General features: G+C 67.8%; 18 protein-coding genes. 9 read left to right on the forward strand and 9 right to left on the reverse strand.

Annotated elements, in window-relative coordinates:
- The first annotated feature begins 57 nt into the window (after positions 1-57).
- Positions 58-420, forward strand: coding sequence for a cupin domain-containing protein (locus ROR02_RS13560; protein WP_147164579.1), 363 nt, complete (start codon positions 58-60; stop codon positions 418-420).
- Positions 421-443: 23 nt separating this feature from the next.
- Here the strand turns inward: ROR02_RS13560 and ROR02_RS13565 are convergent, their stop codons facing one another.
- From ROR02_RS13565 to ROR02_RS13600, 8 genes are all read right to left on the reverse strand, one after another.
- On the reverse strand, positions 444-680 hold the full coding sequence (locus ROR02_RS13565) for a thioredoxin family protein (RefSeq protein ID WP_147164580.1): 237 nt from the start codon (positions 678-680) through the stop codon (positions 444-446).
- Between the two features lie 18 nt (positions 681-698).
- Positions 699-1,664: a permease gene (locus ROR02_RS13570; RefSeq protein WP_174823029.1), complete on the reverse strand. Its 966-nt coding sequence runs from the start codon at positions 1,662-1,664 to the stop codon at positions 699-701.
- 18 nt (positions 1,665-1,682) lie between these two features.
- Complete coding sequence (gene arsN2, locus ROR02_RS13575; RefSeq protein WP_170245119.1) at positions 1,683-2,129, reverse strand: arsenic resistance N-acetyltransferase ArsN2; 447 nt, start codon at positions 2,127-2,129, stop codon at positions 1,683-1,685.
- The gene (gene arsB / locus ROR02_RS13580; protein ID WP_147164582.1) at positions 2,126-3,145 is read right to left on the reverse strand and encodes an ACR3 family arsenite efflux transporter; all 1,020 of its coding nucleotides are present in this window, start codon (positions 3,143-3,145) and stop codon (positions 2,126-2,128) included. Before arsB ends, arsN2 begins: the two co-directional genes overlap by 4 nt.
- 3 nt (positions 3,146-3,148) lie before the next feature.
- The gene (locus ROR02_RS13585) at positions 3,149-3,613 is read right to left on the reverse strand and encodes an arsenate reductase ArsC (protein WP_147164583.1); all 465 of its coding nucleotides are present in this window, start codon (positions 3,611-3,613) and stop codon (positions 3,149-3,151) included.
- Positions 3,610-4,053 (reverse strand): ArsR/SmtB family transcription factor, encoded by a 444-nt coding sequence (locus ROR02_RS13590; protein ID WP_147164584.1) that lies wholly within the window; start codon positions 4,051-4,053, stop codon positions 3,610-3,612. Before ROR02_RS13590 ends, ROR02_RS13585 begins: the two co-directional genes overlap by 4 nt.
- 143 nt (positions 4,054-4,196) lie before the next feature.
- Positions 4,197-5,261, reverse strand: coding sequence for a MaoC family dehydratase (locus ROR02_RS13595; RefSeq protein WP_147164585.1), 1,065 nt, complete (start codon positions 5,259-5,261; stop codon positions 4,197-4,199).
- Positions 5,258-6,145: an HpcH/HpaI aldolase/citrate lyase family protein gene (locus tag ROR02_RS13600; RefSeq protein ID WP_147164586.1), complete on the reverse strand. Its 888-nt coding sequence runs from the start codon at positions 6,143-6,145 to the stop codon at positions 5,258-5,260. Before ROR02_RS13600 ends, ROR02_RS13595 begins: the two co-directional genes overlap by 4 nt.
- 345 nt (positions 6,146-6,490) lie before the next feature.
- Here ROR02_RS13600 and ROR02_RS13605 point away from each other — a divergent pair, with 345 nt between their 5' ends.
- From ROR02_RS13605 to ROR02_RS13640, 8 genes are all read left to right on the forward strand, one after another.
- Positions 6,491-7,066 (forward strand): LysE family translocator, encoded by a 576-nt coding sequence (locus ROR02_RS13605; protein WP_281291046.1) that lies wholly within the window; start codon positions 6,491-6,493, stop codon positions 7,064-7,066.
- Positions 7,067-7,093: 27 nt separating this feature from the next.
- Entirely contained in the window at positions 7,094-8,359 is a 1,266-nt protein-coding gene (locus ROR02_RS13610; RefSeq protein WP_147164588.1) for an AAA family ATPase, read from the forward strand.
- 4 nt (positions 8,360-8,363) lie between these two features.
- Complete coding sequence (locus tag ROR02_RS13615; protein ID WP_174823030.1) at positions 8,364-9,023, forward strand: hypothetical protein; 660 nt, start codon at positions 8,364-8,366, stop codon at positions 9,021-9,023.
- Between the two features lie 113 nt (positions 9,024-9,136).
- Positions 9,137-9,424: a 50S ribosomal protein L28 gene (rpmB, locus tag ROR02_RS13620; protein ID WP_147164589.1), complete on the forward strand. Its 288-nt coding sequence runs from the start codon at positions 9,137-9,139 to the stop codon at positions 9,422-9,424.
- Positions 9,425-9,651: 227 nt separating this feature from the next.
- The gene (locus ROR02_RS13625) at positions 9,652-11,121 is read left to right on the forward strand and encodes a M16 family metallopeptidase (RefSeq protein ID WP_147164590.1); all 1,470 of its coding nucleotides are present in this window, start codon (positions 9,652-9,654) and stop codon (positions 11,119-11,121) included.
- Positions 11,118-12,452 (forward strand): M16 family metallopeptidase, encoded by a 1,335-nt coding sequence (locus ROR02_RS13630; RefSeq protein ID WP_174823031.1) that lies wholly within the window; start codon positions 11,118-11,120, stop codon positions 12,450-12,452. Before ROR02_RS13625 ends, ROR02_RS13630 begins: the two co-directional genes overlap by 4 nt.
- Positions 12,453-12,516: 64 nt before the next feature.
- The gene (locus tag ROR02_RS13635) at positions 12,517-13,611 is read left to right on the forward strand and encodes an AbrB family transcriptional regulator (RefSeq protein ID WP_246135550.1); all 1,095 of its coding nucleotides are present in this window, start codon (positions 12,517-12,519) and stop codon (positions 13,609-13,611) included.
- Between the two features lie 168 nt (positions 13,612-13,779).
- Positions 13,780-14,133 (forward strand): phasin family protein, encoded by a 354-nt coding sequence (locus ROR02_RS13640; protein ID WP_147164591.1) that lies wholly within the window; start codon positions 13,780-13,782, stop codon positions 14,131-14,133.
- Between the two features lie 176 nt (positions 14,134-14,309).
- Here ROR02_RS13640 and ROR02_RS13645 read toward each other — a convergent pair whose 3' ends face one another.
- Positions 14,310-15,194: a branched-chain amino acid aminotransferase gene (locus tag ROR02_RS13645; RefSeq protein ID WP_147164592.1), complete on the reverse strand. Its 885-nt coding sequence runs from the start codon at positions 15,192-15,194 to the stop codon at positions 14,310-14,312.
- Positions 15,195-15,392 lie beyond the last annotated feature (198 nt).

The following is a 15,392-nucleotide window of genomic DNA, read 5'->3' on the forward strand; positions in this document are numbered from 1 at the left end:
TCCAAGGCTTCACCCGTTTGCCCTGGCCACCACGCCCCCAGGATAAGGAAAAGCCCGATGAGCGCCCCCCTGCCCTCGCTGTTCGATCCTCTCGCGGGCGATCCCGGCCAGGAACGCCTGGAAACCCTGGCCCGAGTCGACGCGGGGCCGGTGCGGATCGAACGCATTGTGTCCACCGGCCAGGCCAGCCCGCCCGACTTCTGGTACGATCAGCCCTGGACGGAATGGGTGATGGTGGTCAGCGGCCACGCCGTGCTGCGTTTCGCCGACGAGCCCGCCCCCCGCCCGCTCGGGCCCGGCACCTGGGCCCTGATCGCGCCCCATCGCCGCCACCGCGTCGAGGCCACCGCCCCCGACCAGCCCACCGTGTGGCTGGCCGTGCACGTGGGGGAACCGGACGGGGAAACGGGCTCCGCCTGAGCCCCCTTCCCCGCGCGAGCGCCTCAGCCCTTCAGCCACGCCTCGACCGCGTCGGGCTGGGGCATGCCGCCGGCGTGCACGACCGTGCCATCAACCACCACGCCCGGCGTGCGCATCACCCCGTGGCTGGCGATCGCGGCCATGTCGGTGACCTTTTCAATCTCGATGGCAACGCCCAGGGCCCGGGCCTTGTCCTCGATCAGCTTCGCGGTGTTGACGCAGGTCTTGCAGCCCGACCCCAGAACCTTGATCGATTTCATCGATATCTCTCCTTGCATTTACATAAACAGGCCATTGAGCAGCAGGCCGACGGCCACGAAGGCCAGGGCCAGGAAAATCCCCAAAAACACGAGCAGGGCCGGCTTCAGTACCTTGCGCAGCATGATGAACTCGGGCGGCGACAGGGCAACCACGCTCATCATGAAGGCAATCGTGGTGCCCACCGGCACCCCCTTGGCCAGCAGGGCCTCGGCCACGGGAATAATCCCGGTGGCGTTGGAATAAAGGGGCAGCCCCATCAGCACCGCGACCGGCACCGCGAACGGATTCTCCGGCCCGGCATAGCGGGCGAACAGATCCTGGGGGACGTAGCCGTGCAGGGCGGCGCCGATGCCGATCCCGATCAGCACGTAGAGCCAGATCCGCCCCACGATGTCGCGCACCTCGCCCCAGGCATAGCGCACCCGTGCCCCAAGGCCCGGGGCCTGGCCCGGCACCGCGACGGCGCCCATGCGGATCTGCCACACATAGCCTTCCACCCAGCGCTCCAGGCGCAGGCGGTCAATCAGAACCCCGCCGATCAGCCCCACCCCCAGGCCGGTGGCCACGTACACCACCGCCAGCTTCCAGCCCACCACCGACGCCAGGATGACCACCGCCACCTCGTTGACCAAAGGCGAGGTGATGAGAAACGCCATGGTCACGCCCAGCGGAATCCCGGCTTCCAGGAAACCAATGAACAACGGCACCGAGGAGCACGAACAAAACGGCGTGACCGCCCCCAAGGTAACGGCCAGGACATAGCCCAGCGCCCGCGACCGGCCCTCCAGGATCTGGCGCACCCGTTCGGGAGCCAGAAGGGTGCGAAACAGGCCCATCACGAACACGATGAGGATCAGCAGGACAAAAATCTTGCTGGTGTCCTCGATGAAGAAATGAACCGCCTCGGCCAGCCGGGTGCCCGGATCAAGGGCCAGAAGCCGGTAGGTCAGCGCGTCGGCAAGCCAGGGGAACAGGGCAAGCATGATCGGTTCTTTCGCCCGTCACAGGGAACGGGTCATCAAGACGGCGGACGCGGGGCAAAGGGAGGCCATCTGACGCGATGCCCGGATCACGCCTGGCGCCTCGTCCCGGGGCAGGAACCGAAAACCGCACCGCCGCCCGAGCGCGACCGCCGTGGTGGTCAGCAGGTAAGCGTCGCGACAGCCCAAGGCGCGGGCATGGTCCAGCAGGGCACTCAGCAACGCGGTCCCCAGCCCCTGGCCTCGCCGTTCGGGCACCACAACCACCGAGCGCATCAGGGCCAGCGCCCCGTGCTGCTCCAGGCCGCCGAACCCCATCAGGGCGCCCTGATCGTCGTGGAAAACGAAGAACACACGCCCCTCGTCGCCCAGATCATCGACCGGCAGGGATTCGGACTCCAAGGCGGCGCGCAACGCCGGATCGGCGCCGGAAAGGGGAGTCATCCGGGGAAGGAAAGGTGTCATCATCGGGCCTCGTACCAGTTCTTGCTGGCATTGACGATTTTCACCACCGACAGCATCACCGGCACCTCGATCAGCACCCCGACCACGGTGGCCAGGGCCGCGCCGGACTGAAAGCCGAACAACACCAGGGCGGTGGCCACGGCCAGTTCAAAAAAGTTGCTGGCCCCGATCAGCGCCGAAGGTCCGGCCACGCAGTGAGGCACGCCCGCCTTGCGGTTGAGCCAGTACGCCAAGGCACTGTTGAAATAGACCTGGACGGTGATGGGCACCGCCAGCAGGGCAATGACCAGGGGCTGGGCCAGAATCTGCTCGCCTTGAAAGCCGAACAGCAGCACCAGGGTCGCCAGAAGGGCCCCCAGGGACAGCGGCCCCAGCCGGGCCAGGGTTTGGGCCAGGGCGTCGGGCCCGTGGGCCAGCAGGGCGCGACGGACGATCTGGGCAACGATCACCGGCACCACGATGTAAAGCCCGACCGAGAGCAGGAGCGTTTCCCAAGGCACGCTCAGCGACGACAGGCCGAGCAGCAGGCCGACCAGGGGCGCGAAGGCAAACACCATGATCAGGTCGTTGAGCGCCACCTGGGACAAGGTGAAATGCGGCTCTCCCCGGCACAGATTCGACCACACGAACACCATGGCGGTGCACGGCGCGGCGGCAAGCAAGATCAGCCCCGCGATATAGCTGTCGATCTGATCGGCGGGCAGCCAGGGCCGGAACAGATGGCTGATGAACAGCCAGCCCAAAAAGGCCATGGAAAATGGCTTGACCGCCCAGTTGACGAACACGGTGACCCCGATCCCCCGCCACTGCGCGCGAACTTGGCTCAAGGCGCCAAAATCGATCCTCAGCAGCATGGGAATGATCATCAGCCAGACCAGCCCGGCGACGGGCAGATTGACCTGGGCCACTTCCAGCCCGGCCAGGGCCTGGAAGGGGGCCGGGAACACATGCCCCAGGCCGACCCCAACGACGATGCACACCCCCACCCAAACGCTTAGGTAGCGCTCGAACAGACTCATGATTCAGGCCTCCCCGGCCCGCTCGGGTCCAAGAAGGATCAAACGGCGCACCCGGGCCTCGATTTGGCCGTAGACCGCGCGAAAGCGGGCCAGACGCTCGGCTTCGGTGCCCTGGGCGGCGGCCGGGTCGGGAAAGCCCAGGTGTAGCTTGGCGGGATGCCCCGGCCACACCGGGCACACCTCGGCGGCGGCGTTGTCGCACACGGTGATCACCAGATCGACGGATGGCGCCCCGGGCCCGGCGAACTCGTCCCACGACTTGGACCGCAAGCCCCCGGTTTCATGCCCGTGCTCGGCCAGCACCGCGAGTGTGAGGGGGTGCACCCGCCCGGTGGGGTGGCTGCCCGCGCTGAACGCCCGCCAGCGCCCTGCCCCCAGGGCGTTGATCAGAACCTCGGCCATCACGCTGCGCGCGCTGTTGCCGGTGCACAGAACCAGAACCGTGAGCGGATCGGACGGGGGGGTCATGGCCTCTCTCCCTCGGTCGAGGAATGGAGCCCGGTCCTGGAGCACGCCAGAGGGACGCACGCCTCGCGGTTCAAGGCCGCCCGCCCCCGGGCGCACACCTCGGCCAGCGGCGTGGCCGTGACCTCGGCCAGAACCCGCGCGTCGTCGCGCAGCGTGGGATCGTCGTCCAGTGCCCCGGCCACCAGGTCCAGGAAGGCGCGGGCATACGGATTGAAGGCCCGCTCGGCCAGCCGGTAGTATACCCACTTGCCGTCGCGGCGCTGCTGCACCAGACCGGCCCCCTTGAGCGTGCCCAGGTGCTTGGACACGGTGGCGGGCGCCAGGTCCAGAACCGTGGTTATCTGGCACACGCACAGCTCGCCGCGCTCCAGCAGCTTCAAAAGTCGCACCCGGGTGGGATCGGCCACGGCCCTGGCCACGATTTCGAAAGTCTCAAGCATGGGGAAAACGCCTTTGTCGTTTTCTTAATTTGGAAAACGATAGCCCCATGCGAGATCCAACGCAAGCCCCAACCCACCAGACGCAAAAAAGGGGAGAGGCCGCGCGTCCCCTCCCCTCTCGTCGGTTGCGATGGGCCGCCCGGCTACCCCAGGGCGGCGTGGCGGGGCATCAACACCCAGTAATCCAGATCCAGGACCACCTCGGGCAGGAACCGGCCATCCGTGTCCTTGTGGGGGAAGGTCGCGCATGGCCGGTCCTTGGTGGCCACGGTGCGCAGGCGCAAGGCGCCCACGTCGTCGCGCCCGGGCACGGGAGCGGCTTCCAGCACTTCCGACCACGCATGCACCGTGTCGCCGGCAAAGCTGGGGTTGGCATGGGCGCCGGCGTTGATGGCCGCCACCCGGAAGGCATTGCCCAGGCCATTGAAGGACAGGGCGCGGGCCAGGCTGATGACATGGCCGCCATAAACCAGACGCCGGCCAAAGCGGCCGCCGGCCTGCTCGAACTGATTGAAGTGGACCTTGGCCGTGTTCTGCCACAGGCGGGTCGCCATCATGTGCTCGGCTTCCTCAAGGGTCATGCCGTCCACATGGTCGATGCGCTCGCCCGGCGCGTAGTCCTCCCACAGGTGGGGGGAGCCCGCCAGTTCCAGGTCGTAGCCCGCGAGGCGCAGATCCTCGGGCACGTACAGGTCCTCGGGGCCCACGCGCTCGGGCAGGTCGGGCACCACCGGATCGGGGGCGGGGGTTTGGGGATCGCGCTTGTGGACCATCACCCAGCGCACATAATCGCACACCACCTCGCCCAGCTGGTTGGTCCCCACCGAGTTGACGTAAACCACCCCGGTCTTGCCGCTGGAGGTTTCCTTGAGGCCGATCACCCGGCTGGTGGTGCGGATCGTGTCGCCCGCGTACACCGGCACCCCGAACCGCCCGCGCGCGTAGCCCAGGTTGGCCACGGCATTCAGGCTGATGTCGGGCACGGTCTTGCCGAAAACCACGTGGAAAACCAGGAAGTCGTCGAGCGGCGCCCCCCGGAAGCCCAGCGCCCTCGCGAACTCGGCCGACGAGGACACGGCGAAGCGCGAGCCATAAAGCGCCGTGTAGAGGGCCCCGTCGCCCTCGGTCACGGTGCGCGGCGTCGCGTGGACCAGTTCCTGGCCCAGCTGGAAATCCTCGAAGAAATGGCCCGGATTGGTCTTGCTCATCCCTTCAGATCCTCGTTCAGCTCGGCGATACGCTGGGCCAGACCCACGATCCGGCGCGCGTTGGCCACGTGGAGGTTTTCGATCAGCTTGCCATCGACCAGCACCACGGCCTTGCCCTCGGCCTCGGCGGCGGCGTGGGCGGCGATGATGCGCTCGGACCACGCCACTTCGTCGGCCGACGGCGCGAACACCTCGTTGGCCACGCCGATGGTCTTGGGGTGGATCAAGGTCTTGCCGTCGAAGCCCAGATCAACCCCCTGGCGGCAGGCCTGGGCGAAGCCCTCGTCGTCGTTCAAGTCGAGATACACCCCATCGAGGATGGCGAGCCCGTTCGCGCGCGCGGCCAGCAGGCACAGCCCCAGGGCCGTGATCATCGGCTGACGATCGGGGGTGTGGGCGCAATGCAGGTCCTTGGCCAGGTCGGACGTGCCCATGACCAGCCCCGCCAGCCGGGGGGTGGCGGCGGCGATGGCCGGGGCTTCCAGGATGCCACGCGGGGTTTCCATCATGCACCACAGGCTCATCGACGCGGGCGCGCCGGCCGCTTCCATGATGGTTTCGGCGGCGCGCACCGTGGCGGCGCTTTCCACCTTGGGCAGCAGGATTCCGTCGCAGCCCGACCGGGCGGCGGCCACGATGTCGTCGTGTCCCCAGCGGGTTTCCAGCCCGTTGACCCGGATCAACACCTCGCGCTTGCCATAGGCACCGGGCTGGGCGGCGGCGCACACGGCGGCGCGGGCCGATTCCTTGGCGTCGGGAGCGGTGGCGTCCTCCAGATCCAAGATCAGGCCGTCGGCGGCCAGGGATCGGGCCTTCTCCAGGGCCCGGGCATTGGAACCGGGCATGTAAAGGACACTGCGGCGCGGACGCGCGGACAAGGCCATGGTCGGTAACCCTCGTGCTAAAGGGGGCGGGGCCCCGGCGGTGAAACCACCCCCGCGCGATCAATGGCGACAGAAGTACCCGACGCGGGAGAGCCGGGGAAAGGATATTGCGCCCCGACCGCTTGAACCTTAGGCTTTGTTGCGTCGCGTGACAAGCCTCCCGCAGCGCAAAAGAACTCCCCCGCCTCCCTGGTTCCAACGACTTGGGGCTTTGCCTGGCCGGCCGGGAGGGCTATCTGTAGGAAACAAGGAGAAGCGCGCCGCCCCTGGCCTGGCCTCGGGCGCGAGACTCGCGGAGGCATCACCCTGTATCCGTTTCTAAAAGGCGTCGTCGTTGGCTTCCTGATCGCGGCCCCGGTTGGTCCGGTTGGCATTTTGTGCATTCGCAAGGCCCTGGCCGATGGCCGGCTGGCGGCCTTCATTGCCGGCCTGGGGGCCGCGGCGGCTGATACGTTTTATGGCGCGGTGGCGGCCTTGGGCCTGCGCTTCGTCAACGATTTCCTGACCACGCACAAGGTCGAGCTTTCGCTGGTGGGCGGCCTGTTCTTGATGGTGCTTGGCGCGCGGGCCTTGCGCCGGCCGGCGGTCCTGACCCCCGAGGGCACGACCCACGCCGGGCTGATCCGCGATTTCCTCTCCACCTTCATGATCACGCTCACCAATCCCGGTACCGTCCTCGCCTTCATGGCGGTGTTCGCCTCGTTCAGCGTGGTGACCGACCGCAACAACGTGCTGAGCGCGGGCGAGCTGATCTTGGGGGTGTTCGTGGGCTCGACCTTGTGGTGGGCGGTGCTGTCGGCGGCGGCCGGCGCGGTGCGCAGCCACTTCACCCCGTTGTGGCTGACCTGGCTGAACCGCCTGTCGGGCTCGGCCCTGCTGCTTTTTGGCCTGGGCGTGCTGGGCAGCATCTTCGTCGTGTGAGCCCCCCGGAAAGCGGAGACCGAAGGCATGCCCATCCTTGAAGGATTTCGGATTCGCAACTACCGTGCCTTGCGCGATGTCGCCCTGGGCCGTTTCTGGAACCAGCAGAAGAACCCGGCCCTGACCCCCCTGGTCGCCGTGATTGGCAAGAATGGCGCCGGCAAGACAACGCTGTTCGACGCCTTCGGTTTTTTGGGCGATTGCCTGGCCTTTGGCGTGGAAGAAGCCTGCGAGCATCCCGAACGGGGTGGGTTCGGACGTCTGATTTCGGCGGGCGCCCAAGGCCCCATCCAGTTCGAACTCTATTATCGCGAAGCCCTCAAAGAGCGGCCGATCACCTACGAGCTTTCGATCGGCCTGCACAAAGGGCGCCCGGTGGTGATCGAGGAACGCTTGCGCCAGCGCCGTCAAGGCCAGGGGAGCGGGCGCCCGTTTTCCTTCCTGTACCTTCATCACGGGCGAGGGGCGGCCTGGAAGGGACAGGCGGTGGCGAGCGATCTTCAAGAAGACGACCTGGAGCGCCAAGATCCCCTGCGCGCGACCGAGGAATCGGCCGAGGTCGAACAGGTAACGCTGGTTGACAACCGGCGCCTGGGGATCGCGACCCTGGGGGCCTTGAAGGATCACAAGCGCATCGCCCGCTTTCGCACCTTTCTTCAGGGCTGGCATCTGAGCTATTTCGACCCCAGCGCCGCGCGGGGACGCCCTCGCGCCGGCCCCCAGAAGCACCTGAATGTTCGAGGCGATAATCTCTCCAATGTCGTGCAGTACATGGAGCGTGAACACAAGGAACGCTTTGCCAAGGTGCTGCAGCGGATTTCAACGAAAATTCCCGGGGTTCGCACCATCGATACCGTGCAGACGGAAGACGGGTTCTTGCTGTTGCGCTTCCACAGTGACGGCTTCAGCCATCCGTTTTACGTGGGCCAGATGTCCGACGGAACCTTGAAGCTGTTCACGTACCTTTTGCTGCTCGAAGACCCCGATCCGGCCCCCTTCATTTGCATCGAGGAACCCGAAAACGGCTTGTATCACAAGCTATTACAAGACCTTGCCCGGGAGTTCCGCAACCATGCCACAGGCCGGAAGAATGCCTCGCAACTGTTCATCACCACCCACCAGCCGGTGTTCGTCGACGCCCTGAGCCCTGACGAAACCTGGATTCTGGAAAAGGGCGCCGACGGCTTCTCCACCATCCGCCGGGCGGGCGACGATCCGCTGATCCGCCATCTGGTGGAGGAAGGGCTGCCCTTGGGGAGCCTGTGGTACAGCGATTATCTTGATCCCCGGTAGCGCCATGCACCTTGAAATCCTGGTCGAGGACCAATCGGGAAAGATCGCCCTGGAAACCATCATCCCCAAAATCGTGGGCCCCCAAGGAACACCCCATACCTGGAAAATCACCGCCTACAAGGGGATTGGAGGCCTCCCCAAGGACCTGGGAAAACAAAAGGACCCCAGGAAGCGTATCCTCCTCGACCGGTTGCCCGCCCTGCTTCGAGGATACGGCAAGGCCTTTCGCGGCTATCCAGCCCTGGTCATCGTGGTGTGCGATCTGGACCGGCGCGACGAATCGGCATTCCGGGCTGAACTGGAAGCTGTTTGGCAGGACTGCGATCCCCACCCTCCGACCTTGTTCTGCCTTGCGATCGAGGAAGGAGAGGCCTGGCTTCTGGGGGATCGCGAGGCGGTACTGGCGGCCTACCCCGAGGCGCGCACCGGAGTGCTTGATGCCTACCAGCAAGACAGCGTGTGCGGGACCTGGGAACTGCTGGCCGATGCCATCCACCCCGGAGGCGCGGCCGCTTTGAAGCGCCTGGGCTTTCCTCCCACGGGCGAGGCGAAATGCGCGTGGGCGCGAACCATCCCGCCGCACATGGACATGGATCGCAATCGCTCCCCCAGCTTTTGCCGGTTTCGAGACGGGATCCGGCACTCCCTGCCCGGGGATCCCTGAGGCCCGCCCCGCCCGGGCGCGCTTTTTCCTTGACGCCAGCGTGGGGGGCGCGTAAGAACGCGCCCTCCGCGAAAACCCATGCCCTCGTCAGACGTCGCGAAAGGATCGGCCTCATGTCCCGCCGTTGCCCTGTTACCGGAAAAGGCGTTCAGTCCGGCAACAACGTCAGCCACTCCAATATCAAGTCGCGCCGCCGCTTCCTGCCCAATCTTCAGGTCAACTCCCTGATGAGCGATATGCTGGGCAAGCCGGTTCGCGTGCGCCTGTCGGCCCATGGCCTGCGCACCGTCGAGCACAAGGGCGGCATCGATGCCTTCCTGCTCAACGCCACGCCTTCCGATCTGCCGGTTGAGCTGCGCCAGGTGCGCCGCCAGCTCCTGAAGATCCAGGCCGCGGGCTGATCGACTCCGGCGGCCGTCGGCGTCCGGCCGCCCTTCCTTCGCGTCGACCGCTCTCGCTTGTCGCGAGTTCAGCCCGCCCTTGTCCGGCGGGCTGTTTTGCATGCCTTTTTGATCGCCTTGCTGGCCTGCCCCTTGTCCTTGGGCGTTTTTCGCCCCACCTCGCGGTCAGGCCGCCCCGCTCCGGGTAAGGATACGGGGCCTGCCTCGCCACAAGGAACCCGTTGTTCATGCTCCGACTCCGTTTGTCCCGCCGACGCCCTGGCTCCGGGCCGGGCGCGCGCCTTCGTGCCCTTTCAGGCGCCACCTCGGGCCGATGGCCGGCCGCCGTGGGCCTGACCCTGGGCCTGGTGGCCCATCCCGGCCCCGCCCCCGCCCAGGTGTTCAATCCGGAAACCTTCACCCTGGGCAACGGGCTGCAGGTGGTGGTGCTGCCCGATCACCGCGCCCCGGTCGTCCATCAGATGGTCTGGTACAAGGTGGGCGCCGCCGACGAGCCCCCGGGCAAGACCGGCCTCGCCCACCTGCTCGAACACCTGATGTTCAAGGGCACCAAGTCCATTCCCCCGGGCGAGTTCTCGCGGCGCATCGCGCGCAATGGCGGGCAGGACAACGCCTTCACCGGCGATGACTACACCGCCTATTACCAGTCCATCGCCCGCGACCGCCTGGAGCTGGTCATGGGCATGGAAGCCGACCGCATGGCGCACCTGCGCCTGTCGGAGGACGACTTCCAGACCGAGCGCGAGGTGGTGCGCGAGGAACGGCGCCAGCGCACCGACACCGATCCCTCGGCCCTGCTGGGCGAACGCCTGGGGCAAATCCTGTGGGGCACCCACCCCTATCACAATCCGGTGATCGGCTGGGACGACGACCTCACCCGCCTGACCCGCGCCGATGCCCTGGACTTCTACGCCCACTATTACGCGCCCAACAACGCGGTGCTGATCATCGCCGGTGACGTGGATGTGGCGCGGGTGCGCGCGCTGGCCGAAAAGACCTTTGGCGCCGTGGCCGCCCGTCCCACCCCCGAACGCCGCCGCCCGGGCACCTTGCCGCCGGCCGCCGACGTGGTGGTCACCATGCATCACCCCCAGGTTCACCAACCCGAACTCAGCCGCCTGTACGTGGCGCCGTCGCGCTCGGCGGATCCGCAAGGGTTCGCCCCCGCGCTCGCGGTGCTGGCCGACCTGCTGGGCGGCGGATCGACCAGCCGGCTCTACCGGGCCCTGGTGGTGGACCAGCCGCTGGCGGTGTCGGTGGCCGCGTGGTATCGCACCGACGCCCTCGACTTCGGGACCTTCACCCTGGGAGCCGTGCCGCATGAAGGCGTGGAAACCACGGCCCTGGCCCGCGCCCTGGACGACCAGATCCAGCGCCTTCTGAACGAGGGGGTCAGCGACGACGAGGTGGCCCGCGCCCGTCACCGCCTGACCGCCGGCCTGATCTATGCCCGCGACTCGCTTTCCGAGGGGGCCCGGGTCCTGGGCAGCGCGCTCAGCACCGGGGGGTCCATCGATACCGTGGAAACCTGGCCCGACCGCATCCGCGCCGTGACCCCGGATCAGGTCATGGCCGCCGCCCGCGCCGTGCTGGGCCAGCGCGACCACGCGGTGACCGGCCTGTTGCTCCCCGCCGTGGCCGCGCTCGCGCCGTCCCCTTCCGCTTCCGAGCCGCCTGCTTCCGGAGACCGGCCATGACGCGTTCTTTTCTGCGACCGCTGATCGGCGCCGGCCTGGCCTTGCTTCTGGGCACGGGGGCCGGCATGGGGGTTCGGCCCGCCGCCGCGCTGTCGGTGGAAACGGTGACCAGTCCGCTCGGGCTGACCGCCTATCTGGCCGCCGACCAGACCTTGCCCATCGTGTCCATGACCGTGATGATCCCGGCGGGCTCGACCCTGGATCCCGCCGGCAAGGAAGGCCTCGCCACCTTGATGACGCGCCTGCTCGACGAGGGCGCGGGCGACCTGGACTCCCAGGCCTTCCAGCAGCGGCTGGAGGATCTGGCGATCGACCTGTCCTTCGACGCCGGGCGCGATACCCTGACCGTGCGCCTGCGCACGACCACCGACACCCTGGACGAAGCCTTCGGCCTGCTCGGCCTCGCGCTGACGCATCCCCGCTTCGACGCCGACGCCCTGGAACGCATGCGCGCCGCCACCTTGGCCTCGCTGCGCCAGCAGGCGGGGGACCCCAACGCGCTCGCGCAAAAAGCCTGGTTCGCCCGGGTCTTCCCCGATCACCCCTACGGCCACGACGACGAAGGGCGCGAGGAAACCGTGCGCGCCCTGACCCAGGACGACGTGCGGGCCTTCGCCGCCGCGCACCTCAGCCGGGCCGACCTTTCGATTGGCGTGGCCGGGGCCATCGATGCCTCGCATCTGGCGCCGCTGCTTGATCGCACCTTTGGCCCCTTGCCCGACACCCAGGCCCCCGTGGTTCCCGAGGCCACGCCGCGCCTTGACGGCTCGACCACGGTGGTGCCCTTCGACGTGCCGCAAAGCACCGCCTTCCTGGGCCAGCCCGGGCTCAAGCGCTCGGATCCCGACTGGAACGCGGCCTTCGTGGTCAACCACATCCTGGGGGGCGGCGGGTTCAGCAGCCGGCTCATGGACGAGGTGCGCGAAAAGCGTGGGCTGACCTATGGGGTGTGGAGCGCGCTGTATCCCTATCAGAAGGCCGGGCTGTGGATGGCCGGCATCGCGAGCCAGAACGCCCGCCTTCCGGAAGCCCTCGCGGTCATGAAGGCCGAGTGGGCGCGCATGGCCAGCGACGGCCCCACCGCCCAGGAACGGGCCGACGCGCTCACCTACCTGACCGGAGCTTGGCCGCTGCGTTTCACCTCGACCGAATCGGTGGCGGGCATGCTGGCGTCGATGCGCTTTTACAACCTGCCGGCCGATTACATCGACACCCGCAACGCCGCCCTGGAAGCCCTGACGCTTGACGACCTGCGGCGGGTGGCGAAGCGTTTGCTTGATCCCGCGCGCCTGACCACCGTCATCGTCGGCAAGCCCGACGGCACCCCGTAACCCCCCGCCCCGCCCGGGCGGGCGGGGGGTCCGGGGCCGCGACCATCCGGGAGGATCCATCCCCGTGTCCGAGTCCCCTTCCGCGTCCTGGCCGCGTCGCTGGGCCCTGCTTGGGGCCGTCACCGTGCCCGTGACCGCCGGCCTGGTCTGGGCGGGCGTGCCGGCCGCGCTGCTGCTGGGGCCGCTGGCCGCCGGCGTCGCGGTGGCGCTGGTCAACCGGGCGCCCCGCGTGCCCCGGCCCGCCATCGCCCTGGGCCAGGGCATGATCGGGATCCAGATCGCGGCCGGCCTCGACCTCGGGGTTCTGGGGGAAATCCTGAACGACTGGCCCGTGTTCCTGGGCGGCGTCTTGTCGGTGATCGGGGCCAGCGCCGGGCTGGGCTGGATCATGGCCCGCCGCCAGACCCTGCCCGGCACCACCGCCTTGTGGGGATCGGCGCCGGGGGCCGCCTCGGCCATGGTGGTGATGGCCGAGGCCTGGGGGGCCGATTCCCGCCTGGTCGCCGTCATGCAGTTCCTGCGCGTGATCCTGGTGGCCCTGTCGGCCTCGCTGGTCACGGGGCTGTGGACCTCCACCACCGGCGCGGCCGCGCCGGCCATGGACTGGCTGGCCCCGGTCGCGCCTTGGGATCTGGCCACCACCGTGGCCGTCCTCGCCCTGGGCATCGGGGCGGCCCGCCTGACGCCCCTGCCGGCGGGCTCGCTGCTGTTTCCCATGATCCTGGCGGTTCTCGTTCCCGCCTGTGGCCTGGGCCCCCTGGCCTTGCCCCCCTGGCTGCTGGCCGCTTCCTATGGCGCCATCGGCTGGAGCATTGGCCTGCGCTTCACCCGCCCCTTGATGCTCACCGTCGCCCACGCCCTGCCCCGGGTGATCGGGGCCATCGTGGCGTTGATGGGGATCTGCGCCGGATTCGCCGCCCTTCTGGTTCCCCTGGCCGGAGTCGATCCCCTGACCGCCTACCTGGCGACCAGCCCCGGCGGGGTCAACGCCGTGGCGGTGGTGGCGGCGTCGGGACCGGTGGATCTGCCCTTTGTCATGGCCATGCAAATGTCGCGGATGCTGGTGGTGCTGCTGACCGGACCGGCGCTTTCGCGCTTCCTGGCCCGCCGGCTGGAAGCCCGGGCCGCCGGTTTTGTGCAGCGCACAAATTCCCCTTGACAGAGAGCGCGGAATGAGGCATTCCAAACTCATGTTGCGCCGCACAATGCCCTGACCCCGCTCCCGCGAGCGTCCGCTTCTCCGGACATTCATGGATCGGGCCGGTCACACGGAGGCGGCGTTCAGGGTTATCCGGACCCTCTCCCCTTGATGCAAAGGATCGGATCCATGATGAAGAGCTACGAAGACTTGGTGAAGTTCAACAAGGACAACCTGGAAGCGGCGACCACCTTTACCGAAACCCTGAGCAAGGGCATGGAAGAGGTCTACCGCGAGGCGTTCGGCTACGCCGGCAAGTCGGTGGACACCGCCATCGAGGCCTCGAAGGCGATCGCGTCGTGCAAGACCCCGGTCGAGGTTGCCACCGTTCAGTCCAAGATTTTCAAGGATTCGGTCGAGGCGTTCATCGCCCAGTCCCGCAAGGTCACCGAGATGACCAACACCACCTTGAAGAGCGCGATGGAGCCGGTGAGCGCCCGTTCCCGCGAGCTGATGAACAGCTTCAGCCTGAAGACCGCCTGATACAGGCCAAGGGTTTTCCCCCGGGCTGGCGCTCCGGTCGCCGGCCCGGGAAGGATTCCAGGTCTCCCCTCCCCGGATCCCGCCGACCGGGGCGGGGGCCCCGGATCCAGCCGATCGGGGCAGAGGCCCCGCCCCGTCAGCCCGGCCCCGCTGGCCCGAACCGGGCCGCCGTTTTTTTACACCGCGTTATCGCGGGCAAAGGCCCAGTACAGATCACGGGCCTTGCGGTACCAGGGACCCGGGGCCAGGGGCCGGTCTTCCAGCCGCACGCACGGGCTGATCTTGAAGTAATTGCCCGTGGCGAAGATTTCGTCGGCTTCCAGCAGCTCTTGAAACTCCACGCTACGCTCGACCACATCGACGCCAACGCCTCGCAGCAGGCCGATGATCCGTTGCCGGGTCAGGCCGTTGAGGAAGGTTCCGTTGGGCGCGGGCGTGATCACCTGGGCGCCTTGGGCGAAGAACAGGTTGGTGTAGCTGAACTCGGCCACGTTCCCCGCCGGATCCAGGACCACGGCGGTGTCGCACCCGCGGGCCTGGGCGGCGCGCACGCTGCGCCCCACGTTGGGATACAGGCAGCTGGCCTTGGCGTCGGTCGGCGCCATGTCGCGGGCGGGGCGGCGGAAGGGCGTCAGGCAGGCGGAAAAGCCGTCGGGCGCGGGCATGGGCGATTCCCACAGCGACAGCACCAGGCGCGCGTTATCGGAATCGGGCAGGATGAAGCCGGTTTCCCCATAGATCATCGGACAGATATACAGGTCGGCATTGCTTTCGAAGCGGCAGCGAAAGCGACGGATGCCCTCCCACGCCAGTTCGGCGATTTCGGCCCCGGTGAGGCAGGGTTCCAGCCCAAGAACACGCGCCGACTGGGTTAGTCGTTCGCAGTGGAGCAGCAGGTCGGGAGCCATGCCGTCGAAATAACGCGCTCCATCGAACACGGTGGAGGCCATCCAGACCCCATGCGTCGCCGGGCCCAACAGGGCGGGATTGCCCTCCAGCCAGTCGCCATCGACGCACACCAAGGAGCGCTTTCCTCCCCGCCCGGTGCCATGACCTGTCATGGAATGGTCCTCCCTTGCGCCTGCCGCCATGGGCGGCCAGGCCGTCTTGCGGACATCCAGATTAGCCACGGCCCCGGGCTCGTGTCCACTCGGGAAGCAGCCCGCGCCAGGCATGCAAACGGAAGACCGGGGGCCGGAACAGGGCAAGCGGATAACGCCTTGGATACCCTCGCAAGAGGGCTCCCCAACGCCGCGAGA

The organism is Pararhodospirillum oryzae, from assembly GCF_007992075.1.
Classification (GTDB): domain Bacteria; phylum Pseudomonadota; class Alphaproteobacteria; order Rhodospirillales; family Rhodospirillaceae; genus Pararhodospirillum; species Pararhodospirillum oryzae.